Annotated in this window: 24 protein-coding genes and 1 tRNA gene; 10 read left to right on the top strand and 15 right to left on the bottom strand. The window is 65.5% G+C overall.

The genetic code is table 11. The features are described from left to right. Positions 1–37 precede the first annotated feature (37 nt). Complete coding sequence (locus L6D77_RS19785; protein ID WP_232883196.1) at positions 38–943, bottom strand: TauD/TfdA dioxygenase family protein; 906 nt, start codon at positions 941–943, stop codon at positions 38–40. Positions 944–979: 36 nt separating this feature from the next. After that, entirely contained in the window at positions 980–2,020 is a 1,041-nt protein-coding gene (locus L6D77_RS19780) for an ABC transporter substrate-binding protein (protein ID WP_232883195.1), read from the bottom strand. 298 nt (positions 2,021–2,318) lie between these two features. On the opposite strand from L6D77_RS19780, the gene L6D77_RS19775 reads away from it, so the two are divergent. Together L6D77_RS19775 and L6D77_RS19770 are read left to right on the top strand one after the other, a co-directional pair. Continuing rightward, positions 2,319–3,914, top strand: a complete 1,596-nt coding sequence (locus L6D77_RS19775; RefSeq protein ID WP_232883194.1) for an ABC transporter permease — start codon at positions 2,319–2,321, stop codon at positions 3,912–3,914. Continuing rightward, a complete protein-coding gene (locus L6D77_RS19770; protein ID WP_232883193.1) occupies positions 3,911–4,774 on the top strand; it encodes an ABC transporter ATP-binding protein in 864 nt (287 codons plus the stop codon). Before L6D77_RS19775 ends, L6D77_RS19770 begins: the two co-directional genes overlap by 4 nt. Positions 4,775–4,942: 168 nt before the next feature. On the opposite strand, the gene L6D77_RS19765 is transcribed toward L6D77_RS19770, so the two are convergent. The 8 genes from L6D77_RS19765 to L6D77_RS19730 form a co-directional block, all read right to left on the bottom strand. Further along, on the bottom strand, positions 4,943–5,218 hold the full coding sequence (locus L6D77_RS19765) for a DUF971 domain-containing protein (RefSeq protein WP_232883192.1): 276 nt from the start codon (positions 5,216–5,218) through the stop codon (positions 4,943–4,945). After that, on the bottom strand, positions 5,218–6,183 hold the full coding sequence (locus tag L6D77_RS19760; RefSeq protein ID WP_232883191.1) for a HEAT repeat domain-containing protein: 966 nt from the start codon (positions 6,181–6,183) through the stop codon (positions 5,218–5,220). Before L6D77_RS19760 ends, L6D77_RS19765 begins: the two co-directional genes overlap by 1 nt. Next, a complete protein-coding gene (locus L6D77_RS19755) occupies positions 6,180–7,031 on the bottom strand; it encodes an ABC transporter ATP-binding protein (RefSeq protein WP_232883190.1) in 852 nt (283 codons plus the stop codon). The genes L6D77_RS19760 and L6D77_RS19755 overlap by 4 nt, the downstream gene beginning before the upstream one ends. Further along, positions 7,031–7,807 carry an ABC transporter permease gene (locus tag L6D77_RS19750; RefSeq protein WP_232883189.1) on the bottom strand — a complete coding sequence of 259 codons (777 nt, stop codon included), beginning with the start codon at positions 7,805–7,807 and terminating at the stop codon, positions 7,031–7,033. The genes L6D77_RS19755 and L6D77_RS19750 overlap by 1 nt, the downstream gene beginning before the upstream one ends. 15 nt (positions 7,808–7,822) lie before the next feature. Then, complete coding sequence (locus L6D77_RS19745; RefSeq protein WP_232883188.1) at positions 7,823–9,229, bottom strand: ABC transporter substrate-binding protein; 1,407 nt, start codon at positions 9,227–9,229, stop codon at positions 7,823–7,825. Positions 9,230–9,353: 124 nt separating this feature from the next. Next, the gene (locus L6D77_RS19740; RefSeq protein WP_008096634.1) at positions 9,354–9,599 is read right to left on the bottom strand and encodes a 4Fe-4S dicluster domain-containing protein; all 246 of its coding nucleotides are present in this window, start codon (positions 9,597–9,599) and stop codon (positions 9,354–9,356) included. A 149-nt stretch (positions 9,600–9,748) separates the two neighbouring features. Then, positions 9,749–11,473 (bottom strand): fumarate reductase/succinate dehydrogenase flavoprotein subunit, encoded by a 1,725-nt coding sequence (locus tag L6D77_RS19735; RefSeq protein WP_232883187.1) that lies wholly within the window; start codon positions 11,471–11,473, stop codon positions 9,749–9,751. Then, a complete protein-coding gene (locus L6D77_RS19730; protein WP_232883186.1) occupies positions 11,470–12,219 on the bottom strand; it encodes a GntR family transcriptional regulator in 750 nt (249 codons plus the stop codon). The genes L6D77_RS19735 and L6D77_RS19730 overlap by 4 nt, the downstream gene beginning before the upstream one ends. A gap of 200 nt (positions 12,220–12,419) precedes the next feature. On the opposite strand from L6D77_RS19730, the gene L6D77_RS19725 reads away from it, so the two are divergent. The 4 genes from L6D77_RS19725 (at position 12,420) to L6D77_RS19710 (ending at position 16,860) form a co-directional block, all read left to right on the top strand. Then, positions 12,420–12,496 (top strand) — tRNA-Arg (locus tag L6D77_RS19725). Between the two features lie 214 nt (positions 12,497–12,710). After that, on the top strand, positions 12,711–13,229 hold the full coding sequence (locus tag L6D77_RS19720; RefSeq protein ID WP_232883302.1) for a sigma-70 family RNA polymerase sigma factor: 519 nt from the start codon (positions 12,711–12,713) through the stop codon (positions 13,227–13,229). After that, the gene (locus L6D77_RS19715) at positions 13,226–14,167 is read left to right on the top strand and encodes a FecR domain-containing protein (RefSeq protein ID WP_232883185.1); all 942 of its coding nucleotides are present in this window, start codon (positions 13,226–13,228) and stop codon (positions 14,165–14,167) included. The genes L6D77_RS19720 and L6D77_RS19715 overlap by 4 nt, the downstream gene beginning before the upstream one ends. Positions 14,168–14,382: 215 nt before the next feature. Continuing rightward, positions 14,383–16,860, top strand: a complete 2,478-nt coding sequence (locus L6D77_RS19710; RefSeq protein WP_232883184.1) for a TonB-dependent siderophore receptor — start codon at positions 14,383–14,385, stop codon at positions 16,858–16,860. Positions 16,861–17,047: 187 nt separating this feature from the next. On the opposite strand, the gene L6D77_RS19705 is transcribed toward L6D77_RS19710, so the two are convergent. Continuing rightward, positions 17,048–18,895, bottom strand: coding sequence for a DUF3857 domain-containing transglutaminase family protein (locus tag L6D77_RS19705; protein WP_232883183.1), 1,848 nt, complete (start codon positions 18,893–18,895; stop codon positions 17,048–17,050). 222 nt (positions 18,896–19,117) lie between these two features. Between L6D77_RS19705 and L6D77_RS19700 the strand changes: the two genes are divergently transcribed. After that, positions 19,118–20,848, top strand: coding sequence for a dipeptidase (locus tag L6D77_RS19700; protein ID WP_232883182.1), 1,731 nt, complete (start codon positions 19,118–19,120; stop codon positions 20,846–20,848). Between the two features lie 241 nt (positions 20,849–21,089). Further along, complete coding sequence (locus tag L6D77_RS19695) at positions 21,090–21,527, top strand: CBS domain-containing protein (RefSeq protein WP_232883181.1); 438 nt, start codon at positions 21,090–21,092, stop codon at positions 21,525–21,527. Positions 21,528–21,531: 4 nt separating this feature from the next. On the opposite strand, the gene L6D77_RS19690 is transcribed toward L6D77_RS19695, so the two are convergent. The 3 genes from L6D77_RS19690 to L6D77_RS19680 form a co-directional block, all read right to left on the bottom strand. Next, positions 21,532–22,170 (bottom strand): NADH:ubiquinone oxidoreductase subunit N, encoded by a 639-nt coding sequence (locus L6D77_RS19690; protein WP_153785570.1) that lies wholly within the window; start codon positions 22,168–22,170, stop codon positions 21,532–21,534. A 70-nt stretch (positions 22,171–22,240) separates the two neighbouring features. Continuing rightward, positions 22,241–22,483 (bottom strand): DUF2789 domain-containing protein, encoded by a 243-nt coding sequence (locus tag L6D77_RS19685; protein WP_232883180.1) that lies wholly within the window; start codon positions 22,481–22,483, stop codon positions 22,241–22,243. Between the two features lie 60 nt (positions 22,484–22,543). Further along, on the bottom strand, positions 22,544–23,002 hold the full coding sequence (locus L6D77_RS19680; protein ID WP_232883179.1) for an aminoacyl-tRNA deacylase: 459 nt from the start codon (positions 23,000–23,002) through the stop codon (positions 22,544–22,546). A gap of 96 nt (positions 23,003–23,098) precedes the next feature. Between L6D77_RS19680 and L6D77_RS19675 the strand changes: the two genes are divergently transcribed. Beyond that, positions 23,099–24,439, top strand: coding sequence for an NfeD family protein (locus tag L6D77_RS19675; RefSeq protein ID WP_232883178.1), 1,341 nt, complete (start codon positions 23,099–23,101; stop codon positions 24,437–24,439). 2 nt (positions 24,440–24,441) lie between these two features. Continuing rightward, entirely contained in the window at positions 24,442–25,200 is a 759-nt protein-coding gene (locus L6D77_RS19670; RefSeq protein ID WP_373870605.1) for a slipin family protein, read from the top strand. Position 25,201: 1 nt separating this feature from the next. Here the strand turns inward: L6D77_RS19670 and L6D77_RS19665 are convergent, their stop codons facing one another. Further along, complete coding sequence (locus L6D77_RS19665; RefSeq protein WP_153785567.1) at positions 25,202–25,834, bottom strand: LysE family transporter; 633 nt, start codon at positions 25,832–25,834, stop codon at positions 25,202–25,204. Positions 25,835–26,127 lie beyond the last annotated feature (293 nt).

Genomic DNA, 26,127 nt, shown 5'->3' with positions numbered 1-26,127 from the left:
TGACTGGCATTAGCCGCAAGCGACCCTTTTTGTGGTCTCAACCTTTACGGGTAGTCCGGCTCAATTGCCCATCCACCCCCACCGGCACTTCGCCCGCCAGGGTGACCCGGCGCACCACACGCGGCTGGGTGCCGTAGTCATCCACCGCGTAATGCTGGGTGGCACGGTTATCCCAGATCGCCACATCCCCCGCCTGCCAGCGCCAGCGCACGGTGTTCTCCAGGCGCGTCACATGCCCTTGCAGCACCGCGAACAGGTGCTGCGAATCGGCCAGTGAATAGCCCTTGATGCGTTTGACGAAATGCCCCAGCTGCAGCGCCCGCTCGCCGCTGATCGGGTGCACCCGCACCACCGGGTGCTCGGTTTCATACACCGTCGAGGTGAACACCTTGCGGTAGCGCTCGAGCTTGGCCGGGTCCACGTCCGGCTTCACGCTGGCGTAGTCGTACTCGTTGCTGTGCACCGCCCATAGCTGGTCGGCCAACGCGCGCAGGGGCTCGGGCAGCTCCTGGTAGGCGGCGGCCGTGTTGGCCCACACCGTGTCGCCGCCCGAAGCCGGGGCCACCACGCTGCGCAGGATCGAGGCCTTGGGGTAGGCATCGACGAAGGTCACGTCGGTGTGCCAGGAGTTGGCCCGCTGGCCCTCGGCACCATCGAGCTGGAGCAGGTAGCTGGTGCCGTCCACCACCGGCACCGTGGGGTGGGCGATCGGCTCGCCCAGCAGTTGGGCGAAGGCCTCCTGGCCGATGTCATCGAGGTGGTCCTGGCCGCGGAAGAAGATCACCTTGTGCTGCACCAGCGCCGCCTGGATGGCGTCGATGATGGCCGGCTCGAGGTCGGCGGACAGTTTCACGCCACGAATCTCGGCGCCGATGCGCCCGGCAACGGGGTGGATATCCAGCTCAAGGGTGTGTGGCGCGGTAGCCAGTGCGGCATTGCTCATGGTCGTGGTCCTCACGGTTTTTGTCGGGGTTTTGAATCAGCGGGCGGCCTGCACGGCCTGGTCCTGTTGCAGCGCGGCATCGAGGAAGCGCGGTTCGACCCACTCGCTTACCTGGAAATCCCGGCGGATCAGGCGCTCCTTGGCGGCCAGGTCCACGCCCTGTTGCAGCAGGCCGACGAAGCCTGCGTCCAGGCGCGGGTCGAAATAGGCGGCGAGGTTTTCCTGGGCCAGGTCATCGCGCAGGATGCTTTTTGGCCAGTTGGCGGTGGTGGCCACCAGGTCGATGTAGGCATCGCGGTTGTGCTCGTCGCGCAGCCACTTCACCGCCTGCAGCTGGGCATTGACCAGGCGCTGCACCAGCTCGGGGTGCTGGCGGATGAAGTCGCCGGTACCCAGCAGCACCGCCTGGGTGCTGCCGGCGCCTTTCAGGTCGCGGGAGTTGACCGGCAGTTCGACCAGGCCGCGCTCGCGCAGCGACAGCAGGTTGGACAGCCCCCAGGTAGCGTCGATCTGCTTGGCCGCCAGCGCGGCGTTGGCGGCGTTGAAGTCCAGGTTGATGACTTTCAGCTCACGCTCGGATAGTCCCTGGCTGGCCAGGGCGCTGGCGAACGACAGCTGGTTGGCGGTGCCGCGGAACACCGCCACGCGCTTGCCCTTGAGGTCCGCCAGGCTGTGGATGCCCGAGCCCGGCACCACACCGAGGTAGCTCTTCACCCCGCGCACCCCGGCCGACAGCACGCGGGTGTCCAGGCCATTGGCCTTGCCGATGATTGCGGCCAGGTCACCCAGGTAGGCGAAGTCGGCCTGGCCGTTGGCCAGGGCTTCGTTGACCACGGGGCCGGCGCCCTTGAAGAAGCGCCAGTCGATACGGATGCCGTCCTTGGCAAACTCTTTTTCCAGCAACTGCTGGTCGCGCAGCACATCGACCACGCCGCCAGCGCTGGGCTTGCTGCCGGCGCTGAGGTCGGGCACGGCGATACGGATCACGTCGGGCTGGGCGGCCTGCGCCGCCAGCGGCAGGGCACTCAGCAAGCCGGCGAGCAATGGGGTGAGCAGATGGCGAAAGGGGGTTTTCATGGCAAGGCTCCTTGGCAGGCTGCCACCGGCGATGGCCGGCGCTTTGGCCAGAAGCTAGGCGGGTCTGGTTAGAACCTACAAAGATCAATACGTCATTCTTCAGTAACCAGAAGGCATAAATCAGCGGCCATGCGGGTCTTGGGCTGGCTTGCAGGCAGCGCATGGAAAATATGAGGAAAACGCAACGGGTTGGGGCTTCCCGATGCAGGGGGCGCATGCTCTTATCCCTTGAATGTTATTTTTGTGAATTTTTAATTCCATAAATGAATAAACAAGGAACCGTTTGGGAGATGGCCTGATGAGCGGATTTTTGAGCAAGCCCAGGTGGCTTCCGGGGCCGCTGCGCGGCCCTTTCGCGGCGCAAGGCCGCTGCTACAACAGCCATGCCGTGTTGCCTTGGGTGATGCCGGTGCTGCTGGCGGCGTTGTGGGTGGTGGCCAGCCGCGAGCACTGGATGAGCGAGCAGATCCTGCCGGCGCCGTCGCTGGTCTGGCAGAGCGCCTTGGAGTTTGGTTCCGGGGAGCTGTGGAGCCAGCTGTGGATAAGCTTGCAACGCCTGCTGTGGGGCTTGCTGGCGGGCATCGGCAGTGGCCTGCTGCTGGGCACCTGGCTGGGGGCTTCGCGGCGGGCGCAGACACTGGTGCTGCCGACCTTCGTGGCCCTCGCGCAAATCCCCACGCTGGCCTGGATCCCGCTGTTCATGCTGTTCTTCGGCATTGGCGAAGTGCTCAAGCTGGTGGTGCTGGTCAAGGCGGTGGTGGTACCGGTCACCCTGCACACCCTGGTCGGCGTGCGCGACGCCCAACCCAAGCTGCGCGAAGCCGCCGCCACCTTGCGCCTGCCGGCGCACCTGCTGTTCCTGCGCCTGCTGCTGCCAGCCGCCCTGCCCGCCTTTCTTGCCGGCGTACGCCTGGCCCTGGCCACCGGCTGGACGTCGCTGCTGGCGGTGGAGCTGCTGGCCTCCAGCGAAGGCATCGGCTACCTGATGGTCTGGGGCCGCCAGCTGTTCATGCTCGACCTGGTGTTCCTCTGCATCCTGTTGATCGGCCTGGTTGGCGCGCTGATGGACCGAGGCTTTTCGCGCCTTGAGCGCAGCCTGCTGTACTGGCCGCAACCGGCCACCGGCGAGCAGCCGCGTGGCGCTGTGGCCAAGGGCTGGCAGAGCCTGTTGTTGCCGGCAGCGCTGCTGGGCCTGTGGCAGGCCGCCAACAGCTTTGGCTGGGTAGACGCCAACATCCTTGCCTCACCCCTGGATGTCCTGCGCAGCCTGTCTGCCGGGCTGCTGGATGGATCGCTGAGCGAAGCCTTGCGCCTGAGCCTGCAACGCACCCTGGCCGGGTTGCTGCTGGGGGGCGGCGCTGGGTTTGCCCTGGGGCTGCTGCTGGGCTTGTCGCAACACAGCGAGCGCCTGCTTGGCCCGAGCCTGTCGGCGCTGCGCCAGGTGGCGCTGTTTGCCTGGGTGCCGCTGCTCACCGCCTGGTTCGGCCTGGGGGAAGGCGCCAAGCTGGTGTTTGTCGCCCTGGCCGCGTTCTTCCCGCTGCTGATCGCCACCCAGCGCGGCATCGCCAGCCTGTCGCCGCAGCTGGGCGAGGCCGCCCAGGCGCTGCGCCTGGGCTTGCCACAGCGCTTGCGCCTGCTGGTGCTGCCGGGCGCCGCGCCGGCGATCTTCGCCGGCCTGCGCCTGTCGCTGATCTACGCCTGGCTGGGCACCATCGGCGCCGAATACTTCATGCCCTCGGACGGCGGTATCGCCAGCCTGATGATCGGCGCCCAGCAATTGTTCCGCATGGACCAGGTGATGGCCGCCATGGTTCTGATCGGCCTGGTCGGCGCCCTGCTCGGCCACCTCGGCCAACGCCTCGAATCGCGCGCCACGCGCTGGAGATCCGCATGAACGCCTTCATCACCCCGGCCCTGCCAGCGGCCAACCAACCTGACGCCACACCGCCGCTGGTCAGCTTCGAAAAGGTCGGCAAGACCTTCAGCGTGGACGGCCAGCCGTTCGAAGCCATCCGCGATTTCGACCTGGCGATCGAGCAGGGCGAATTCATCGCCATCGTCGGCTCGTCGGGCTGCGGCAAGTCCACGTTGCTACGCCTGCTGGTGGGCCTGGACAACGACTACAGCGGCCAGATCCGCGTCGATGGCCAGGTGGTCAGCGGCATCGGCGGTGAACGCGGCATCGTGTTCCAGGAGCACCGCCTGTTCCCCTGGCTGACCGTGGCGCAGAACATCGGCCTGGGCCTGGTCAACGATAAACTCACCCAGGGCGAGCGCGCCCGCCGGGTGCATGAGTTCGTACAACTGGTGGGGCTGGTCGGGTTCGAATCGGCCTACCCGCACCAGCTCTCCGGTGGCATGGCCCAGCGCGTGGCGATCGCCCGGGGGCTGGTGGCCAGCCCGCGCATCCTGCTGCTCGACGAGCCGTTCGGCGCCCTGGATGCACTGACCCGCCAGCAACTGCAGGACGAGCTGCTGGCGATTCGCGAGCGCTCGGGGGTGACCATTCTGCTGGTGACCCACGATGCCGAAGAAGCGACCTACCTGGCCGACCGGGTGGTGGTGCTGGAGCCGCGGCCGGGGCGGATCAAGGCGGTGGTGCAGATCGGCCTGCCGCATCCGCGCCAACGCACCGGGGTGGCGCTGCATGGCTTGCGCGAGAAGGTGCTGCACCAGATTACCGGCGATGGCGGGTATCTGCGGCCGGCGGTGCAACGGGTGGAAGGGTTGCGGCCGGAGTTGATCGCGCTCTAGAAGCAGGTGGCCTGCACTGGCCTCATCGCCTGTGTAGGAGCGGCCTTGTGCCGCGAAAGGGCTGCGAAGCAGCCCCGACCATTGTTGCTTTCACGCTGAAATCCTGGGGCCGCGTTGCGGCCCTTTCGCGGCGCAAGGCCGCGCCTACAGGGGATGATGGCGGAGCGGTCAACCGAGACTGCGCAGGTAATCCCAGGGGTAAATCCCCCGCTCATGCCCATCGCTGAACACCAGCTGCACCCCATACCCCTGGGCCTCGATGCGCGCCACCCGCACATCCTCGCCCACCAGCGAAATCGCACCTTTCAGCCGCGCCGCCCGGCATTGTGAACACGGGCAGGCACCGCGCAGCCGGGCGTGGCTGATCACCTGCTCAGCCTCACCCCACTGCACCAGCAGCTCGCCGCGTTCGCGTCGGTTGCGCAAAGCGCTGGGCGCGTCCATCACACCGCTCCCTGCAACTGCGCCAGGGCAATGCGCACGGCCTTGCGCACTTCCGGGTCGCTGTCGGCCTCGGCCGCCCGCAACGCCGGCAATGCCCGGGCTTCACCCAGCTCGCCCAGCGCCAGCGCCGCCTCCTTGCGCAGGTTGGCGATGCCATGGCCCAGCAACTGCGCCAGCCCATCCAGCGCCGCGCCATGGCGCAGCCGGCCCAAGGCCCGCGCCGCGCGCAAGCGGACCTGCCAGTAGCTGTCGGCCAGCGCCGCGATCAAGGCCTGGCCCGCTTCAGCCTGGCCGACCTTGCCCAGGGTGGTCGCCGCCTCTTCACGCACCTGCCAGGCCTCATCGGCCAGGGCGCCGATCAGCGCCGGCAGCACCCGGGCGTCCCGGGCCAGGCCCAACGCGCCAATGGCGGCGCGACGCACGTCGGTATCCGGCTCGTTGGCCGCCAGTTGTGCCAGCGCGGGCAAGGCCGGCGCGTGCTTGAGCCAGCCTAGGATACCCACCGCTTCACGGCGCACGCCGGCATCAACATCCCCCAGTGCTTTCAACGCTGGCACCGCGGCATCCTCCAGGCGCAGCTCGCGCAGGGCGCGCAAGGCGCTGGCCCGCACGAAAGCATCGGCATGGCTGGCCCAGGGCAGGATCAGTTGCCCGGCCTGCTGGGTCTTGAGCTCGCTCAGGCTCTGGGCGGCCGCCAGGCGCACCGGCTCGGCGGGGTCGGCCAGTGCGGCGCACAGGCCCTGCACTACCTCTGGCTCCTCCCAGGCTTCGAGCAGCCGCGCGGCCTCGGCGCGCACTTCGGCGTTGGCGTCGACCAACAGCGCGTCGGTGAGCCAGGGCAGGCCGTCCGGGTCTTCCAGGTCGGCCAGTTCGATCAGGGCGATGCGCCGCACGCCGGCATCACGGTCGTTCAGGCGTGGCAGCAGGTCGATGATGTCGGGGTTGTCAGTGATTCGATCAGTCATAGCGCAATCCGCAGCGGAGGATGGTCGGTGTCGGGCAGGCCCAACGGTGTCAGGCGCGGCAGTTCGCGGCCTTCTTCATGGCGCAGCAGCGCCAGGCAATGGCGTTTGAGGTGGGTGAATTCGGGGCTGGTCAGCAGGCTCGCGCGCCGTGGGCGGGTGAAGTCCAGGCGCAGGTCTTCGATGAAGCGGCCGGGGCGCGGGCTCATCACCAGGATGCGGTCGGCGAGGAACAACGCTTCGTCGATGTCATGGGTGACGAACACCACGGTGGTGCGGATGCGCGCCCAGATATCCAGCAGCAGTTCCTGCATGCGCGCGCGGGTCTGCGCATCGAGGGCGCCGAAGGGCTCGTCCATCAGCAGCAGGCGTGGGCGGTTGATCAGTACCCGGGCGATTTCGGCGCGCTGCTGCATGCCGCCGGACAACTGGCTGGGCCAACGCTGGGCAAAGTCACCCAGGCCGACCAGTTGCAGCATCTCGGCCGCTTTGAACTGGCGCTCGGCCTTGCCCTGCCCCTGCATCTTCAAGCCGAAGGCCACGTTGTCGAGCACGCTGCGCCAAGGCAGCAGCGTGTGATGCTGGAACACCATGCCCCGTTGCGGCGAAGGGCCGTCGACCGCTTGCCCGTCCACCAACAGCTGGCCGACAGCCGGCGTCAGGTGCCCGGCCAGTGCGCCGAGCAACGTGGACTTGCCGCAGCCGGACGGCCCGAGGATGCACACGAACTCGCCCGGGGCGATGGCAAAGTCCAGCGCCTGCACCGCTTCGAACTCATCACGCCCATGGCCCAGGCGAATCGACAGACCCAGCGCTTCGATACGCCCGGGCACCTGTTGATAACGGCTCATCACGCGCTCCTCCGTATCCAGGGCGTGGCCAGCGCGCCGAGGCGCTTGACCAGCGCGCTGCTGCCCATGCCCAGCACGCCGATCAGCAGCATGCCGACGATGATGTCGGGGTAGTTCTGCAAGGTGTAGGACTCCCAGGTGTAGTAACCGATGCCGAACTGCCCGGCGATCATCTCGGCGGTCACCAGGCAGAACCACGAGGTGCCCATGCCGATGGCCAGCCCGGTGACGATGCTCGGCAACGCGCCCGGCAGCACCACTTCGCGCAGGATCGCCCCGCGCCCGGCGCCCAGGCTGCGCGCCGAGGCCACCAGGCGCGGGTCGATGGCCTCGACGCCGTGCACGGTGTTGAGCAGGATCGGGAACACCGCACCGGTGAAGGTGATGAACACCATCGACAGCTCCGACGAGGGGAACATCAGGATCGCCAGCGGGATCCAGGCCACCGCCGGGATCGGCCGCAGCACCTCCAGCGGCGGCATCAGCGTGTCCTCCAGCCACTTCGAGCGGCCGATCAGCAAGCCCAGGCCCACCCCCAGCAACGCCGCCACGCCGTAACCGGCAAATACCCGCGCCAGGCTGCTGCCCAGGTGCGCCAGCAGGGCGTTGGAGGCCAGCAGTTGCCAGGCGGCGTCGAGCACCGCGCCGGGCGTGGGTACGTAGGTGAAGGTGAACAGCAGCAGGTCCAGCTTGTGGCTCGCGGCCTGCTGCCAGAACAGCAGGCAGGCCAGCAGCGACGCCAGGCGCAGGGGCCAGCGCGCAAGGTCACGGGTCATGGCGGCGGCTCCCGGTCAGCGCTGGGCCAGCAGTTTCTGGTTGGCATGGACGAAGTCCAGCGCCTCGCCGCCATGGGCCTTGGCATACTGCTCGGCCTGGTCCTTGAGCAGGAAGGCCGCCAGTTGGCCCTGGCCGTTGCGCACGAACCAGGCCTGGTTGGCCAGCAGCTTGATGCCGCTGTCGGCGGCCTGGGCGTAGATCGCGCGGATGTCCTTGCCCTCCTGCTCCAGCTGGGCCAGGGCGCTGAGCGCGGCTTCCGGGGAGGCATAGTGGCGCACCTTGTCCTCGCCGCGCACCCAGATCTGCGCCAGGCGGCTGAAGTCGGTGATGGGCTTGCCGGTCGCGGCATCATTGGCCTTGAGTGGCAGCGGGTCGTAGTTTTTCAGGGCCTTGTCGTAGTCCAGCCCGGCCTGCTTGTAGGCGCTGCGGATGTACTGGTCGTCGATGAAATGCGCGGTGTCCAGGCCCCGGTCGGTCTTCTTCAGCAGCTTGAGGGTGTCGATGGAAGTGGCCACGGCCTGGCGGTACTCGGGTTTCCAGGTGAGGTCGCGGGTCTGCAGGCCGAGCGGGCCGTGGAACAGGTAGTTCACCTCGGCCTCGATGCCGGTGACCTTCTCGATCAGCTCGCTGTACTTCTCGGGCTCGGCGGCGATCAGGCGGTCGGCTTCCAGGCTCGCCCGCAGGTAGGCGGTGACCACTTCCGGGTACTTTTTCGCGTAGTCGGCGTCCACCAGCGCGCCATGGAAGGTCGGCGCGTTGGCCTGGGCGCCGTCGTAGATCTTGCGGGCGAAGCCACGGTTGGGGAACAGCTCGGCGAACGGCACGAAGTCGGCATGGGCCTCGATGCGGTTGCTGCGCAAGGCGGAGCCGGCGATCTCCGGGGCCTGGGCGATGATCTTCACGTCCTTCTGCGGGTCCCAGCCTTGGGCGGCGACCGCGCGCAGCAGCATGCCGTGGGCGGTGGAGGCGAACGGCACGGAGATGGTCTTGCCCTTGAGCTCGGCCAGCGACTGCACGCTGGAGGCGGCCGGCACCACGATGCCATTGCCGCTGCCATGCACGCTGCCGGACAGCACGCTGATGAACAGGCTGCGCTTGCCGGCGTCGAGGTGGGCGACACCGTTGAACGAGCCGGGGAAGTCGGCCATGGCGCCGAAGTCGAGCTTGCCGGCGACCATCTCGTTGGTCAGCGGCGCGCCGCTGGTGAAGTTCTTCCACTCGACCTGGTACTGGGCGTCCTTGTACTTGCCGTCATGGGGCAGGTACTTGTCGAGCAGGCCCAGCTCGCGGATCAGCAGGCCGCCGGTGGCGCAGTTGATGGTGGTGTCCTGGGTGCCGATGGCGATACGGATGGTTTCGGCGCTGGCGTTCAGGCCAGTGATTGCCAGCGCAAGGCTGGCCACGGTTGCTACAAGGCGCATGGGTGTTCCCCTCGAATCGTTTATAGGTATGAGGTCGTCTCCGCCGCCCGGCATGGGTGGTGGGAAACGAGGGGCATCGCAGGTGGGCGTCCGGTGGTTCGGCCGGATGGCGGGGGGTTCGGGTTCAGCGCAGCAGGTACGGGATATCGACCTTCACCGCGCCGGTGGGGCAGTCCTTTTCGCAGGGCATGCAGTACCAGCATTCGTCGAAGGCCATGTAGGCCTTCTGGGTGGCCGGGTTGATGGCCAGAAGGTCCATCGGGCAGACCTCGACGCAGACCGTGCAGCCTTTCTCGGCGATGCATTTGTCTTCGTCGATGGTTACCGGGGCGCTGCTGCGAAAGAAGATTTCCTGGGGTTGGTAGGCCATTTTCACGGGGTCCTTGGGGCCTTTGGCCCTCTTTATGGTTCATCGCCGGGGCTGCTGGCCCTATCGCTGGCAAGCCAGCTCCCACAAAAGCGCTATGCGTACCCTGTGGGAGCCGGCTTGCCGGCGAAAGGGCCGCACAGCGGCCCCATTCACGCCGCGTCAGCCTTCACCCGCAGCCGGTCATACGCGGTCTGTTCTTCGGCATCCAGGGCAATCAGGTACGGCTCGACCGGTTTTTTGAAGCTGGTCATTTCACCGTCCTCGCCCTTCTTCAGATGGCAATGCACGAACCACTCGCCATCATTGCGCTCGGGAAAATCGACCCGGTGGTGGTACAGCCCCCAGCGGCTCTCCTGGCGGAACAGCGAAGCGCGCGCGGCCATCTCGGCGCAGTCGCGGATGACCGAGACTTCCATGGCACGCATCAGCTCATGGGGGTTGTTGGCCTTCATCTGTTCAAGATCACGTTCGATCTCGGCGAAGCGCGCCAGGCCGATTTCCATCTTCTTGGTCACCTTGGGCGGCTGCAGGTAGTCGTTGACCATGCGCCGCAGCTTGTACTCGACCTGGGCCGGCGGCAGGCCGTGCTCACGCTGCAACGGCGCGAACACCCGCGCCTGTTCGCGTTCGACCTGCTGCGCATCGACCTCGGCGAACTCACGCCCGGCCACGTACTGCGCGGCATTCACCCCGGCGAACCAGCCATAGGTAAAGGCACCGAGCATGTAGTTGTGCGGCACCGCCGCCATGTCGCCGGCGGCGTACAGGCCCTTGACGCTGGTCTCGGCCTTTTCGTTGACCCACACCCCCGAGGCCGAATGCCCGGAGCAGAAGCCGATCTCGGAGATGTGCATCTCGACCATGTGCTGGCGGTAGTCGGTGCCGCGCCCGGCGTGGAACTGGCCACGGCTGGGGCGCTCGTTGCTGTGCAGGATTTCCTCGATGTTCTGGATGGTTTCCTCGGCCAGGTGATCGAGCTTCAGGAACACCGGCCCGTTGCCGCCTTCGAGTTCCTGGTGGAACTCCCACATCATCTGCCCGCTCCAGTAGTCGCACTCGATGAAGCGCTCGCCCTTGCTGTTGGCGGTATAGCCGCCCAGGGGGCCGGTGACGTAGGCGCAGGCCGGGCCGTTGTAGTCCTTGATCAGCGGGTTGATCTGGAAGCACTCCAGGTTGGCCAGTTCGGCACCCGCGTGGTAGGCCATGGCATAGCCATCGCCGGCATTGGTGGGGTTTTCGTAGGTGCCCATCAGGTAGCCCGAAGACGGCAGGCCCAGGCGCCCGGCGGCGCCGCAGGCAAGGACAACCGCCTTGGCGCGGATTACCCGGAACTCACCGCTGCGGCAGTCGAAACCGAGCACTCCCGCCGCCGCGCCCTCGGCATCGAGCAGCACACGGGTGCAGACCATGCGGTTGCTGATCTCCACCCGGGCGCGCTTGAGCTGGCGGTACAACACCTTCTTGATGTCATGGCCTTCGGGCATGGGCAGCACATAGGCGCCCATGTGGTGGACCTTCTTCACCGCGTAGTCGCCGGTCTCGTCCTTTTCGAACTTCACGCCCCAGCGGTCGAGTTGCTCGATGGTCTCGAAACTCTTGGTGGCATAGGCGTGCACCGCGGCCTGGTTGACGATGCCGTCGTTGGCGACGGTGATTTCCTTGGTGTACTGCTCGGGCGTGGCATGCCCGGGGATGATGGCGTTGTTCAGGCCGTCCATGCCCATGCTGATGGCACCGCTGCGCTTGACGTTGGCCTTGTCCAGCAGCAGCACGCGCAAGCTCTTGTCCTGCTCCTTGGCCTTGATCGCGGCCATGGGCCCGGCGGTGCCGCCGCCGATGACGACGATGTCGTAGTCCTGGGTCTGGATGCTCATGCCTTGCCTCCCTTCTGGCGGTCGATGCGCAGGCGATACTGGAACGCGTCGCCGCGGTAGTAGAGGTGTTCGAAGTCCAGCGGGGTGCCGTCGGCGGTGTGGGTGAGGCGCTCGATGCGCATGATCGGCGAGCCTTCCTCCACCTCCAGCGCCTGGGTCAGGTCGCTGTCGGCGAGCACCGCGTCGATGGCAAGGTCGGCATGGCCAAGGGCGAGGCCGCAGTCGTTCTCCAGCAGCAGGAAGATGTCGCGGGTGACCAGGTCGGCCTTCTCCAGCTTCTCGCCGACGGTGTGCGGCAGCCAGGTGATTTCCAGCGACACCGGCTCACGGTTGATCAGGCGCACGCGGCGGATCTCGGTAACCAGGCTGCCCTCCTCGACCAGCAGGCGCTGGGCCACCAGGGCAGTGGCCGGCACATGGCGAAAACTGCGCAGGCGGTTGAGCACTTCGTAGCCCATCTGTGTCATCGACTCGGCCAGGCCCTGCAGGGTGCTGACGTTCTGGAACGCCTTGGGCTTGGCGACGAAGGTGCCCTTGCCATGGATCTTGAAGATCAGGCCTTCCTTCTGCAGGTCGCCCAGGGCCTGGCGCACGGTGATACGGCTGACATCGAACAGCTTGCCCAGCTCGCTCTCCGAGGGCATGCGGCTGTGCGGGGGGTAGCTGCCGTCGAGGATGCGTTCGCGCAGCAGTTCCTTGAGCTGGGTGTAGAGCGGTACGGGAGAAAGCGGGAGCAGTTCGGCCATGGTCATCTCTGTCGGCTGACTTGTTATAACAAGTTGTGACCAGAAGATAGCGGGCATAAGCCGGCGATGAGAAATACCGATATCGCATATGAATAGATCGGTGCCAGTGAGGCTGGACCCGCGCTGGATAACGTTGGAAAAACACCCTCATATCAAGGCGATGGACGCCACCGACACAGATGGGTATCATGCGGCCCGTTGCACTCGTAGCTCAGCTGGATAGAGTACTGCCCTCCGAAGGCAGGGGTCGTGGGTTCGAATCCCGCCGAGTGCGCCATCTTCTTTCCCTTGTGTCACAAGGGGCCTGTCCCAGGGTTATTCAGCCCAGCGGAAAACCAAACGACTCGAAGCGCTCAAGCGTCAACCGCTGGCATCCCGTATCGTCGTACCCTCACCTGCTCCACCGTCGGACCATTCCCAATCCCTCTGCGCTCCCGTAAGCTTGCGACAAATTCTTATTTGCATTCAGCGCGCATGGAGGGCGGATGTCCATGACATTCCCCGAAGTACCACCCTCGCAGGATCTGCACGATCTCTATCGCGACCACCACGGCTGGCTGCTGGGCTGGCTGCGCCGGCGTCTGGGTGATCGCGAGCGTGCGGCCGATATCACCCACGACACCTTCGTGCGCCTGATCGTCGGCAGTGTGGCCCACCCGCTGCGCGAGCCGCGCCACTTCCTCGCCATCGTGGCCAAGCGGGTGATGGTCGACCATCTGCGTCGGCGCAGCCTGGAGCAGGCCTATCTGCAAGCCCTGGCTGGTGAACCGGAGTTACAGGCGTGTTCGCCGGAAGAGCGCATGCTGATGCTGGAAACCCTGCTGCAACTCGACGCCATGCTCGATGGCCTTGGCCCTCGCGTGCGCCAGGCCTTCCTGCTGGCCCAGCTCGACGGCCTGGGCTATGCCGAAATTGCCCAGCGCCTCGGCGTGTCGGTCAGTTCGGTGACCAAGTACATGGCCAAAGCCACTGAGCAGTGCCTGTTATTCGCCCTGGATGCCGAAGGATGAACCGCGCCGAGCAACGCCTGGCCCTGCGCGATGCGGCCCAGTGGCACGCCCGCCTCGGCGCGGCACCGCAGTGCGCGCAAACCCGCCAGCAGTGGCAGGCCTGGCACCAGCAACATGAAATGCACCAGTGGGCCTGGCAACGCCTCGAGCGCTTGCAGGCTGAATTGCACGGCCTGCCCGGCCCCTTGGCGCGACACGCGCTGGCCAGCGGCGTGGCGCAACCGACACGGCGTACCCTGCTCAAGGGCCTGGTGCTCAGCCTCGGTGTCAGCGGCCTGGCCTGGAGCGGTTACCGGCAATCGCCGGTCTGGCTTGCCGACCTGCGCACCCGCACGGGCGAGCGGCGCAGCCTGACCCTCGCCGACGGCACCCGCCTGACCCTGAACACCGCCAGCGCCGTGGACATCCGTTTCGATCCGGCGCAGCGGCTGATTGTCCTGCAGGCCGGGGAGATCCTCATCGAAACAGGCCAGGATGCGCGCCCGTTCAAGGTGCGCAGCGCCCACGGCGAGATGCGCGCCCTGGGCACGCGCTTCAGCGTGCGCCAGTACGACAATCACACCGCACTCAACGTGCTCGAACATGCGGTCGCCGTGCGCAATGTGCCGGGTGCCCAGGAAGTGCGAGTGGAAGCAGGCATGCAGCTCGACTTCGATGCCGGCCCGTTGCCAAGCCCCCGGCCGGCCGAGCCGGATCTGGCCGCCTGGAGCGAGGGGCGCCTGGTGATCGACAACTGGCGCCTGGACCGCGTGCTGGCCGAGTTGCAACGCTACCGCCCCGGCTTTATCGAATGCGCCGACCCGGTGGCCGATCTGCGCCTGTCCGGTGCCTACCCGCTGGATGACACCGATCGCGCCCTGACGGCTATCGCGCAGGCCCTGCCGGTGCGTATCGAGACCCGCACGCGCTACTGGATCAGGCTGCTGCCACAGGGCTGAAACCCTGTGCAAGCGCGCAAACCGTCGGGTTCTTGCGCGCGCGTTTTTTGTTGGCCAGTTCTTCGCGTGCATCGCGCGCTCCCCAGTCGGGGCGAAGGGGAACCCTGTACGGGATGCATTCAATTGAAAATATTTTTCATTCTCGATTGTCGATTTGCCGGCGCTCGCTCGACACCTTCTGCAAACCGCCTCATCGGGCATCTGAAGGAGCCGACATGCCACATCTGACCACTCACCAGCACTATCGCCGCAAACCCCTAGCCCTCGCCCTCTTCGCGGTCACCCTGGGCCTGCATACCGGCTTCGTCCAGCCGCTGCTCAGTGATGCCGGCAAGGCCCAGGCCGCAGAGGTGGTGAAAACCTATGCCATCGCCCCCGGCCCGCTGGGCGCCGTCCTCAGTCGTTTCGCCAACGAAGCAGACGTGGTGCTGTCATTCGACGCCGGGCTGACCAACGGCAAGAGCAGCCAGGGGCTCCAGGGCCGCTACAGCGTGGAGCAGGGGTTCGCACTGTTGCTCGCGGGCAGTGGCCTGCAGCTGCTGTCGAACGCAAGCGGCAACTACAGCCTGCAGCCCGCTGGCGATGTGCTCACCCTCGCCCCCAGCACCGTTTCCGCCCTGGCGAGCACTGAAAGCGCCTGGGGCCCGGTAGACGGCTATGTTGCCCGCCACACCGCCACTGGCACCAAGACCGACACCTCGATGCTGGAGAACCCCCAGGCCATCTCGGTGGTGACCCGCGAGCGCATGGACGACATGGGCGTGCAGCGCCTGGACGAGGCACTGCGCTACACCTCGGGCGTGCGCTCCGACGGTGGCGGCGCCAGCAACGCCGCCGACAACATTTTCCTGCGTGGCTACGCCATCTCGCTCACCTACCGCGATGGCCTGCGCCTGCGCCCGCTGGGCTTCTTCGGCATGTTCAGCGAAGAGCCCTACGGCATGGAGCGCGTCGAAGTGCTCAAGGGCCCGACCTCGATCCTATATGGCCAGGCAGAGCCTGGCGGCATGGTCAACTCGATCTCCAAGCGCCCCACCGACCATGACCGTGGCGAGATCGGCGTTTCCGTCGGCAACGGCCACCGTCGCCAGGCCAAGTTCGATGTCAGCGGCGCCCTGGACGACGAAAAGACCCTGATGTACCGCCTGGTCGGCCTGGGCCGCGAGGCCGATGGCCTGTACGACCACACCGACGACGATCGCGGCTACCTCGCCCCCAGCTTCACCTGGCGCCCAAACGACCAGACCAGCCTGACCGTGCTGGCGTCGTACCAGAAGAACAAGGCCCTGGCCCCGACCACCATCCCCTGGGCCGCCGTCAACGGCTCCAGCCCCTACGGCAAGGTGCCCATGGACCGCTTCGTCGGCGAGCCGGGCTTCGACTTCGAGGAAGTCGAAAGCACCTCGCTGGGCTACGAGTTCAGTCATGAATTCAACGACACCTGGACCGTGCGCCAGAACGTGCGCTGGGCCGACTTCGACAACCAGGAGAACTACCTGGCACGCTCCTTCGGTGCCAGTTCGACCGGCCTGATCACCGGCCCCGATGGCGTCCCCGGCGCCTCGATCAACCGCCAGTGGCAGATCCGCCACGCCTACGGCAGCCACCTGGCACTGGACAACCAGTTGCAGGCCAGCTTCGACACCGGCCCGGTCTCCCACACTGCACTGTTCGGCATCGACTACAGCTGGAGCAAGTCGGTGCGTAACGAGCGCTGGGGCAACGCCACGCCGATCAACGTGTTCGACCCGACCTATGGCAGCCCGGTAGACACCTCGGTCAACGCCAGCTGGGTCAACAACCTGCAGCGCACCACCCAAATCGGCTACTACTTCCAGGACCAGCTCAAATGGGATCGCTGGGTGCTGACCGTAGGCGGCCGCGAGGACCGTGCACGCATACGCACCGAAGACCGCTTCACCGACATCGAGACTGCCGACCAGGACTGGCATGACTTCACCGGCCGCGCCGGGCTGGTCTATCTGTTCGACAACGGCTTCGCGCCGTACGTCAGCTATAGCGAGTCGTTCAACCCGGTTGTCGGCACCACCGGCCCTGGTCGTGGCAGCAAGCCCTTCGAGCCGGAAACCGCCAAGCAGTATGAAGTGGGTGTGCGCTACCAACCGCCAGGCACCGACACCCAGATCACCTTGTCGGCCTACGACCTGACCAAGCAGAACGCAGTCACCACCGACCCGGACGATCTGTTCAACAGCATCCAGACCGGCGAAATCCGCTCCAAGGGTGTGGAACTGGAAGCCATCACCACCGTGATGGAAGACCTGAAGCTGATCGGCTCGCTGTCCTACAGCGACGTGAAGATCACCAAGAGCAATGATGGCAACGAAGGCAAACGCCCCTACAAGGCTCCGGCCAAACTGGCCTCGCTGTGGGCCGACTACGCCATCCCGTTCGACCCGCTGCAGGGCCTGAGCGTCGGTCTTGGCGTGCGCTACACCGGTTGGACCTTCGGCGACAGCATGAACACCTTCAAGGTGCCGTCCTACACCCTGTATGACGCTGCCGTGCGTTACGACCTGGGCAAGCTCGACCCAAGCCTGCGCGGCGCCCAGGCAGCGATCAACGTCAACAACCTGACCGACAAGTACTACGTCGCCTCGTGCTTCTTCTATCAGGCGTGCAACCTGGGCGAAGGCCGCAGCGTGATCGCCGAACTGACCTACAAGTGGTAGAGCCTGCGCGTCACCGGTCCCCTGCCTGAGGCAGGGGCCATGGGTTCGAATCCCGCCGAGTGCCCCATGAATATCACGCTGCCCCCAACGCCCCTGCACCGGGGAGAGCAACAAGAAGCCCCGCTCGGATATCTCCGGCGGGGCTTGTTTGTACCTATCAGGTCAACGCACGTTGCCGTGTGCCACCTCAGCTGGCCTGCACGATGATCTGCCCCTGCAGGTCCTTGACCATGGTTTCGATGGACGGCTTCATCACCTTGAATTCCTCCGGGGTGCACACCGCTTTCGGGTGCTTGAACCGCAGGCGGCGCTCGATGACCACGGCGTTGCCATCGCGGGTGTAACGGGCGCTGTAGTCGAAGCTGGCATTCTGTACGGCAACCGGCTTGGGCGTGGCCAGGATGGTGACCTCGGCAGGGAACTCGAAGCGCGATTGCTCCACCGCTTCATTGGTGAGGCAAATGAACGCCTGGGTACGCTCGTTTTCAGCGGCGAAGCCGTACACGGTCTGCGCGATACCACCGACCAGGCTGCTGAAAGCCTGCACCCCGACCGGGCCTGGCAGGTTGACCAGGTTCTCGGTGCGCCCTTCGACCGTGCTACGGAAGTGCTCGGGTGCCAGCGAAGGTTGAATCAGGATCTTGCCGCTGCCCCGCTGCCCATAGGCATTGAGTACCTGCTCGACGATCCGGTCCAGGTCGGCCGGCTTCATCGACTTGGCGCTGTAGCGGCTGAACTCGCTGGCCCATCCCTCGATGACCGAGGCACTGGTGAAGTCCGCGGCACCCGTGCCCTGGACCTTGAACAGCATCTCGCCCGACTGCTTGTTGAGCTGGCTGGCCGGGGTCTTGCCGAGCACGCCCGAGGCGGTCAGCAGCACCGGCTTGTCCAGGTCCGGCAGGGGCAGGTAACCGGCAGCGATGGAGGGGTCGGTGGAGTCCAGGTACAGATCCAGGCTCGGGATGTAGGTCAGCACGTGGTTCAGCACGCCCAGCGTCGGCACCTTGGGCAGCGTGTAGGCGTTGCCCAGGTTGATCAAGGCGGGCGAGCTTTCGATCCCGGCCGCCCTGAGCAGTGCCTCCAGCAGCGCCACATGGTCCTTGCAGTCACCGTAGCGGTTGTCCAGCACGCTCTGCGCCGAATGGGGCACCACGCCGCCAGGGCCGACATAGACGGCCACGTAGCGGATGTTCTCGCGTACCCAGTCGCTGAGCTTGAAGGCCTTTTCCCGTGCGCCGGGCAGGTTTGCCGTGAGCTCCCCGGCCAAGGCGGCGATGGCCGGCGTTACCTCCACCCCGGCGCGGGCCTGGTAAGCGGTAGCCAGCGCCGAATATTCCTTGAACGTCGACACCGCCAGGTACTGGCCATAGTCCAGGTAGGACACCGAGCCCGCTTCGGTCCGCGCTCGCTCGGTGGGCACGAAGTCCCAGCGATGGACCTTGCGGCCTTTGCCAACCTTGGGTGCCGACGCCTTGAAACCGCGCGCATCGGCGTACAGCGGCATATCCGCCGGCAGGTCGTAGCTGAGCGTGAATTGCTTCACCGGATGGAAATCCGGCGCCGTGATGTCTTCGAACTGCCCGGGGAACAGCGCGGTGGTGCGCTGCAGCTTGTAGCGCAGCACCAATTGGTCGCCGATGGCCACCTCGGGGAAGATCACCACCTTCACCCGCGAGTCCTGGAACATCGGGGCGAAGGACGACGCCTGCTCTTGCTGCTCCTTGATCTGCGAGGCCTCCACCTTGACCGTGCGGCCATCGGGCTTGCGGGTGAATGCTTCGACGACCTCCAGGGTCTCGAACGAACGGTTGTAGCTCAGCGGCTGCTGCGCCTTGGCCTGGATGGCCCGCTCCTCGTTGATACGGGTGACCGTTTCGACGTCCAGCTGGAAACTGCCGTCGGCCTGGACGGTGTAGGCCTGGACGACCTTCTCAAGGGTAACGGAGTGGTCGGTACCATCGTCCCGGGCCTGGGCTGGGGCGATGCAGGACAGGGCAAGGGCGAACACCCCGGCCAGGGGTGCTAGGTATTTCATGAACATGAGGATCCTTCTCGATAACGCAATGCTTATTACAAACAGCGATAATGATACGCATTTTTGTTATTAAATTGAACTTGGCGTGCGCCACCACAGGGATTCATGCATGGATGCACAATGCCACCTCTCCCGCGAAGATGGTCTTTGGTGTTAGCGTTGGCGTCTTCCCGTTTACGTGAACGGGCACCCTCCAACACTTGCAAAGGAATGCGCACGACCATGCCTTTTACCAAGCTCTCCGCCGCTTCCCTGATGCTGGCCAGCCTGGCCATGTTCTCGATCCCGGCCCAGGCCAACCTGTCCCAGCAACAATCCGCTGCCATCATCAAAGCCTACGACGGCAGCGACCCGGCCGACTTCAAGCAATTCCTCGGCAAGCTGGCCGGCAGTGACCTGGCCAAGGCCGACAAGCTCGACGAAACCCTCAAGCAGTACCTGGCCGGCAAGCCGCTGGCTGTCGAGCAGCAGGACGAGATCAACCGCCTGCTGGGCCTGTACACCCGTATCAAGTACGGCAAGGCCGCCACCGAAACCCTGCGCGAGCTGGTAGAGATCCCGACCTATCGTAAAGAAGGCGTGGAGCAGCACGAGAACCCCGAGTTCCTCAAGATCGCCGACAAGATCAAGGCCCTGGCCGAGGGCTTTGGCCTGGCCTTCCGCAACATCGACAACCGCGTCTACGAGATCTCCCTTGGCGAAGGCAAGGAAGTCATCGGCATCCACGCCCACGCCGATGTGGTGCCGGTCACCCCGGCCAACTGGAAGCTGGCCGACGGCACCAAGCTCGACCCGTTCAAGGTCACCCTGGTGGGCGACCGCATGTACGGCCGCGGCACCGAGGACGACAAGAACGGCATCGTCGTCGCGCTCTATGCGCTGAAAGTGGCCAAGGACGAGAAGCTGCCACTGGCCCGCCAGTTCAAGCTGCTGGTGGACACCACCGAGGAAACCACCGGCGACGCCATCCCCTACTACTTCGAGCGCAACGCCACGCCCGACTACAACCTGGCGCTGGACGGCGGCTACCCGGTGGTGATCGCCGAGAAAGGCTACGGCACGGTCATGGCCACCTTCGCCAAGCGCGCCGGCAGCGGCAAGGGCGCCGAGGTGGTGAACCTGACCGGCGGCCTGGCCACCAACCAGATCCCCGGCAACTCGGTGGCGACCCTGATCGACGATCAGCCGGCTGCCCTGGCCAAGGCCCTGAACAAGGCCGGTGCTGCTTTCGTCAAACACAACGGTGGCAACTTCAGCATCGACGCCAAGGTCGATGGCAAGCAGGTGCTGCTGACCGTGACCGGTGTGTCGGCGCACTCCTCCGAGCCCGAGTCGGGGGTCAACCCGGTGGCGCGCATGCTGGTGTTCCTCAATGGCCTGGGCAAAGAGGTGCCGCTCAAGCACAACCACATCACCGACGCCGCCCGCTACGCCGCCGACAACTGGGGCCTGGACTACCTGGGCAACAAGCTCGGCGTGGGCTTCAAGGATTCTTTCATGGGCCCGCTGACCACCTCGCTGACCTTCGTCGGCGTGGATGACAAGGCGCTGAAGCTGGCGGTGAACCTGCGCATCCCCAAAGGCAAGTCGCTCGACACGCTCAAGGGCGAGATCTCCGGCAAGCTCGACAGCTGGACTGCCAAGAGCAAGACCGCAGTGGCGTTCGACTACAGCCTGGACGAGCCGATGTACCGCAACCCGCAGGGCGAATGGGTCAAGGCCCTGCTCGCGGTGGCCAGCGAAAACCTGGGCATGAAGCATGAGTTCGGCACGTCCGCCGGCGCCACCTCGGTGCATGACCTGCCCAACGGCGTGCAGTTCGGCCTGGCCATGCCGGATGTGAAGTACACCGGGCACAACGACAACGAGTTCAAGACTGTGGAGCAGTTCATGCTCGATCTGCAGATCGTCAGCGAGATGGTCGCGCGAATCGGGCAGATGCCGAAGCTCTGACCTGGGTAGGAGCGGCCTTGCCGGGGCGCCGGACCGATCGCCCCAGTTGCAGGTATTTCTTCGAGATCGCTGGGGCCGCTGCGCGGCCCATTCGCGGCACAAGGCCGCTCCTACAACTACAACGTCTGGCCCATGACGTTTTTCAATCGCCTCGATGCCGTTTCCTGCATTGCCGTGCAGAGCGCCGTGCCGGATGCTTTATTTACTCCGACACAGCGCTTTTTCACCCACCGAGGCTCGCATGAAAAACGTCGAACAAATCCTCAAGACCAAGGCCCAGCATCAGACCGTCTACACCATCGGCCCTGATGACTCGGTACTGGATGCCGTGAAAATGCTGGCGGAGAAAAACGTCGGCGCACTGCCGGTGGTGGAGGACAACCGGGTGGTGGGGATCGTCAGTGAACGCGACTATGCCCGCAAGCTGGTGCTCAAAGGGCGCTCTTCGGCCGCCACTCCGGTGCGTGAAATCATGAGCGCACCCGTGGTCACCGTAGGGCCGAAGGAAAAACTTGATCACTGCATGCAACTGATGACCGACCGCCACCTGCGCCACCTGCCGGTAGTGGATGGCAGCGCGCTGTTGGGGCTGCTGTCGATCGGTGACCTTGTCAAAGAAACCATCGCCGAGCAGGCCAACCTGATCCAGCAGCTGGAGCAGTACATTCGCGGCGAATGACCCCTCAGTGATAGGCGCGCTCCAGCTCGTCCAGCTGATGGTCGAAGCTGCGCAGACGCGCCGACCAGGTGTACACCAGCACTTCCAGATCGCGATTGAGCACGGCGGTATTGCCGCCATCACGTATCGGCGCGTCGCACAGGTCCAGCTGATAGCGCTCACGGGCCATGGCCGTGGCCACGCTGGACAGGTCGCGGGCATTGGCCAGCCAGTGATGCTGATGATCGTGGATTTCCCGGTCGAGCTCGCGGCACTGCAACTTGAGGGCGTCGAGGCTCTGCTCCAGGGGCGTGCCCTTGAGCTCGCCCATGACCTCCTCGAAGGTGCGCCCGGAATGCCAGTAGCTGCCCCAGAAGTAGCGGTCGAACACGGTTTCGACCCGGCGCAGGGCGACCTTGGTGTTCCAGATGGTCAGCAACGTTCGCCCCTGGGCGACTTCGCGCTTGTTCAGGTGCAGGTGTTCCCAGGCGATCCACGCCAGCCCGCACAAGGCAACCGCCGCGGTGACGGCGGCGGCGGCATACAGGAACTGCACGGCCTGGTTCATCTGCTGGGTGTGCCGGATACCGTAGAAGTAACCGGCGGTCAGGGTGCCCAGGATCGTCACGGTGCACCAGAAACCCGGTGCGTAGGGATCTTTCATCGCGCCATCCCCTTGTTGTTTTCCTGAGCATAGCAATGGCCCCGTCACCCATCAGGTGCCGCTCGGCGCTTTATTTACGGGGGCGACGCAAGGCCTCGTTGAGCTGGTCGAACAGCTCCGCCCAATCGGCATCTTCGTTGATGCTGTCCTTGAGGAACGACCGCTGGGCATCGTTCCAGAAGGGTGCGTCGACCAGCTTCACCTCACCCTTGAGGGGGGAATGGCTGGTGATGAACTGGTCGATGCCCACAGGGTCGTCGGGCAGGCCCAGTTGCTTGAACAGTTCGGAAAACTTGTGGATCGGCGCTTCCATGGTTCACTCCTTGGGCCGGGCCGATCGTCCACGACGCCAGCCCGGCGTTGGTTGCGAGCATCAGCTCAGTTCGCGCACTTCGGCGTGCGGCACCAGTTTCAAGTATTGCTCCATGCTCATGTGAATCAGATGATCGTGGTCACCTGCCTCAAGATAGACATCGCCCTGGCGAGTAAGGCTCGAATCGAGCAGCATCTTCATGCCATAGGCATCGCCCAGTGCCGGTACGGCGCCACGTTCGCAATCACCGAACAGCATCGGTAGCGCGCTTTCACGGGTCAGCTGCCAGGCGCCGGTCATGCGCACCTCGGTCATGTCCAGGTGCCGGTTGGCCGGCAGCACGGCCATGATGTAGTTGCCATGCCGGTCATCGAGCATGACTGACTTGGCGACCCGTTCAGCCGGTACGCCAGCCGTGCGGGCCGACTCAAGGCTGGTGGCCGAGTGCGGGTGGGAAATGATGTCGTAGTCGCAGTTGGCCTGGTCCAGGCGCTGCTGAAGGGTCTTGGCCATACGCATGATGCACCTCCGGTTTCGCCCCCATCCACAAGTTTAGGCCGCAGCCAGGCGGCCACGGCTAAACTTCAATCACAGGCCCCCACAAGGTGACGACAGGTGATCGCTCACGGCTGGCGCGTGTTGCTGTTGCTGCTGATGCTCGGCGTTGCCCCGGGCGGGCAGGCCGCGCCCGGTGGCAGCGTGTGGCTGCTGAGCGTCGACGACGCCATCGGCCCGGCCAGTGCCGACTACCTGCTGCGCGGGCTTGAACAGGCCCAGGCGCAGGGTGCGCAACTGCTGGTGATCCGCCTCGACACCCCCGGCGGGCTCGACAGCGCCATGCGCCAGATCATCAAGGCCATCCTCGCCAGCCCCGTGCCGGTGGCCACCTACGTTGCCCCCAGCGGTGCCCGGGCGGCCAGCGCCGGCACCTACATCCTCTACGCCAGCCATGTGGCAGCCATGGCCCCCGGCACCAACCTGGGCGCCGCCACGCCGGTGCAGATCGGCATGCCGGGTAACCCCGAGAAGGCCGCCGACACCAACGAAGACACCCTCGCCCGTAAACAGGTCAACGACGCCGCGGCCTACATCCGTGGCCTGGCCCAGCTGCGCGGGCGCAATGCCGACTGGGCGGAAAAGGCCGTGCGCGAGGCGGTCAGCCTGTCGGCCAGCGAGGCCCTGCGCCTGAAAGTGATCGACCAGGTGGCCAGCGACCTGCCGGAACTGCTGCGCCAGCTCGACGGCCAGAGCCTGGTTGCCGCCGGCCAGACCGTACAACTGAAAACCGCCGGGGCCAGCGTGGTCGAGCACCTGCCGGACTGGCGCACGCGCCTGCTGGCAGTGATCACCAACCCCAGCGTGGCGCTGATCCTGATCATGATCGGGGTGTACGGCCTATTGTTCGAATTCATCAACCCCGGCACCGGGGTCGGCGGGGTGGTCGGCGGCATCTGCCTGCTGCTGGCGCTGTATGCGCTGCAGCTGCTGCCGGTGAGCCATGCCGGTGTGGCACTGATCCTGCTCGGACTGGCGTTCATGGTCGCCGAGGCGTTCCTGCCCAGTTTCGGCGTGGTCGGTTTCGGCGGCATCGTCGCGTTCATTGCCGGCGCCGTCATCCTGATGGACACCGACGCGCCCGGCTTCGGCATCCCGCTGGCGCTGATCGCCGGCCTGGCCGTGCTCTCGGCCTTGTTGCTCGGTGGCGTGCTGGGCATGGCGATCAAGGCACGCCGCCGAGCCCTGGTCAGCGGTGACGCCGGGCTGGTGGGCAGCCTGGTCACGGTGACCTTCGTGCAGGCGGACAACCCGTTCCACGGCTCGGTACAGGCCCAGGGCGAGCACTGGCAGGCACAGTGCGCCACGCCGCTGCAACCCGGCCAGCACGTGCGGGTGACCGCACGCAACGGCGTGACGTTGGAAGTCAGCGCCACCGCGCCAACGGCGCCAGGAGAGTGATGATGTTCATGCAATTCGGTTTCGGCACACTGCTTGTGCTGGTGATGCTACTGCTGCTGTCGGCGCTGCGCATCCTGCGCGAATACGAGCGTGGCGTAGTGTTCCAGCTTGGGCGCTTCTGGCAGGTCAAGGGCCCGGGGCTGATCATCCTGATCCCGGGGATCCAGCAGATGGTGCGGGTCGACCTGCGCACGGTGGTGCTCGACGTACCGCCGCAGGACGTGATCACCCGCGACAACGTCTCGGTCAAGGTCAACGCGGTGCTGTACTTTCGTGTGCTCGACCCACAGAAGGCGATCATCCAGGTCGAGGACTTTCTCGCCGCCACCAGCCAGCTGGCCCAGACCACCCTGCGCGCGGTGCTTGGCAAGCACGAACTGGACGAGCTGCTGGCCGAGCGCGAACAGCTCAACGGCGACATCCGCGAAGTGCTCGACGCGCAGACCGATGCCTGGGGCATCAAGGTGGCCAACGTCGAGATCAAGCATGTCGACCTGAATGAATCGATGATCCGCGCCATCGCCCGCCAGGCCGAAGCCGAACGCGAGCGGCGGGCCAAGGTGATCCACGCGGAGGGTGAGCTGCAGGCCTCGGAGAAACTGATGCAGGCGGCGCAGATGCTGGGCAAGGAACCCGGGGCGATGCAGCTGCGCTATATGCAGACGCTGGGCACCATCGCCGGGGACAAGAGCTCGACCATCGTCTTCCCGGTGCCGATCGACCTGCTCAAGGGGCTGGTCGACCGGCCACCGCAAAACTGACTCAGATCGGCGCGCGGCGCAATGTGGCAAGGAAGGTGGCCGCGCCGATGAACAAGCCGGCGAAGGTACGGTTCATGCGCTTTTGCTGCTTCGGCGTGCGCAGCAGGCGCAGCACCCGCGAAGCCAGCCCGGTGTAGCCGGCCATCACCAACAGGTCGACGCTGATCATGGTCACGGTAATCGCCAGGTATTGCGGCAGCAGCGCGGCATGGGGGTCGATGAACTGCGGCAGTACCGCGAGCATGAACACCAGCGCCTTGGGGTTGCTGACGTTGACCAGGAAGCCACGGAACACCAGGCTCAGTGGCTTGCCGATCGGCCGCACGCCGGACTCGTCGCTCATGTCCATCGGCAGTGCGCGCCACTGTTTGTAGGCGAGGAAGACTAGGTAGGCGACACCGAACCATTTGATCAGCTGGAAGGCGGTGGCCGAGGCGGCAAGCACGGCGCCGACACCGGCGGCGATGATGGCGATCTGCAGGATCAGGCCCAGTTGCAGGCCCAGGGCGTTCCAGTAGCCACGCCAGAATCCGTACTGCAGGCCGCTGGACATCGAGGCAATGGCCCCGGCACCCGGCGACAGGCTGATGACCCAGCACGCGGCAAAGAAGGCCAACCAGGTTTCCATCGACATCACACACCTCGCTCGAACGTTTGTTGCAAAACGTTAAGCTACGGTTTTGGTGAAAAAATAACCAGAAAATTCTGCGCTTTTCTGCAGGGGCCTCATCGCTGGCAAGCCAGCTCCCACAGGGATCGCGCAAAGCTTGAGATCTGCGCTGTCCCTGTGGGAGCCGGCTTGATCTGGTCAAGTAATTTTGGACACCGATTAAGGTTTATGCCGCCGCTTTGAGCTTTGCCTCCATGGCTACCGGCGTTTCATAGCCGTTGTAGCTATGGAGCCGCTTGAGGTTGTAGCGCATCAGA

The organism is Pseudomonas parasichuanensis (assembly GCF_021601385.1).
Taxonomy (GTDB): Bacteria; Pseudomonadota; Gammaproteobacteria; order Pseudomonadales; family Pseudomonadaceae; genus Aquipseudomonas; species Aquipseudomonas parasichuanensis.
This window is presented reverse-complemented; position numbering and strand designations above follow the sequence as displayed.

Bases quoted from the DNA above. Each gene is read 5' to 3' on its own strand.
- L6D77_RS19710 (WP_232883184.1), top strand. From the start codon at position 14,383: ATGCCACATCTGACCACTCACCAGCACTATCGCCGCAAACCCCTAGCC.
- L6D77_RS19745 (WP_232883188.1), bottom strand. From the start codon at position 9,229: ATGCGCCTTGTAGCAACCGTGGCCAGCCTTGCGCTGGCAATCACTGGC.
- L6D77_RS19665 (WP_153785567.1), bottom strand. From the start codon at position 25,834: ATGTCGATGGAAACCTGGTTGGCCTTCTTTGCCGCGTGCTGGGTCATC.
- L6D77_RS19770 (WP_232883193.1), top strand. From the start codon at position 3,911: ATGAACGCCTTCATCACCCCGGCCCTGCCAGCGGCCAACCAACCTGAC.
- L6D77_RS19700 (WP_232883182.1), top strand. From the start codon at position 19,118: ATGCCTTTTACCAAGCTCTCCGCCGCTTCCCTGATGCTGGCCAGCCTG.
- L6D77_RS19680 (WP_232883179.1), bottom strand. From the start codon at position 23,002: ATGCGTATGGCCAAGACCCTTCAGCAGCGCCTGGACCAGGCCAACTGC.
- L6D77_RS19690 (WP_153785570.1), bottom strand. From the start codon at position 22,170: ATGAAAGATCCCTACGCACCGGGTTTCTGGTGCACCGTGACGATCCTG.
- L6D77_RS19735 (WP_232883187.1), bottom strand. From the start codon at position 11,473: ATGAGCATCCAGACCCAGGACTACGACATCGTCGTCATCGGCGGCGGC.
- L6D77_RS19740 (WP_008096634.1), bottom strand. From the start codon at position 9,599: ATGGCCTACCAACCCCAGGAAATCTTCTTTCGCAGCAGCGCCCCGGTA.
- L6D77_RS19730 (WP_232883186.1), bottom strand. From the start codon at position 12,219: ATGGCCGAACTGCTCCCGCTTTCTCCCGTACCGCTCTACACCCAGCTC.
- L6D77_RS19705 (WP_232883183.1), bottom strand. From the start codon at position 18,895: ATGAAATACCTAGCACCCCTGGCCGGGGTGTTCGCCCTTGCCCTGTCC.
- L6D77_RS19775 (WP_232883194.1), top strand. From the start codon at position 2,319: ATGAGCGGATTTTTGAGCAAGCCCAGGTGGCTTCCGGGGCCGCTGCGC.
- L6D77_RS19750 (WP_232883189.1), bottom strand. From the start codon at position 7,807: ATGACCCGTGACCTTGCGCGCTGGCCCCTGCGCCTGGCGTCGCTGCTG.
- L6D77_RS19670 (WP_373870605.1), top strand. From the start codon at position 24,442: ATGTTCATGCAATTCGGTTTCGGCACACTGCTTGTGCTGGTGATGCTA.
- L6D77_RS19720 (WP_232883302.1), top strand. From the start codon at position 12,711: ATGACATTCCCCGAAGTACCACCCTCGCAGGATCTGCACGATCTCTAT.
- L6D77_RS19760 (WP_232883191.1), bottom strand. From the start codon at position 6,183: ATGACTGATCGAATCACTGACAACCCCGACATCATCGACCTGCTGCCA.
- L6D77_RS19780 (WP_232883195.1), bottom strand. From the start codon at position 2,020: ATGAAAACCCCCTTTCGCCATCTGCTCACCCCATTGCTCGCCGGCTTG.
- L6D77_RS19685 (WP_232883180.1), bottom strand. From the start codon at position 22,483: ATGGAAGCGCCGATCCACAAGTTTTCCGAACTGTTCAAGCAACTGGGC.
- L6D77_RS19695 (WP_232883181.1), top strand. From the start codon at position 21,090: ATGAAAAACGTCGAACAAATCCTCAAGACCAAGGCCCAGCATCAGACC.
- L6D77_RS19715 (WP_232883185.1), top strand. From the start codon at position 13,226: ATGAACCGCGCCGAGCAACGCCTGGCCCTGCGCGATGCGGCCCAGTGG.
- L6D77_RS19765 (WP_232883192.1), bottom strand. From the start codon at position 5,218: ATGGACGCGCCCAGCGCTTTGCGCAACCGACGCGAACGCGGCGAGCTG.
- L6D77_RS19785 (WP_232883196.1), bottom strand. From the start codon at position 943: ATGAGCAATGCCGCACTGGCTACCGCGCCACACACCCTTGAGCTGGAT.
- L6D77_RS19755 (WP_232883190.1), bottom strand. From the start codon at position 7,031: ATGAGCCGTTATCAACAGGTGCCCGGGCGTATCGAAGCGCTGGGTCTG.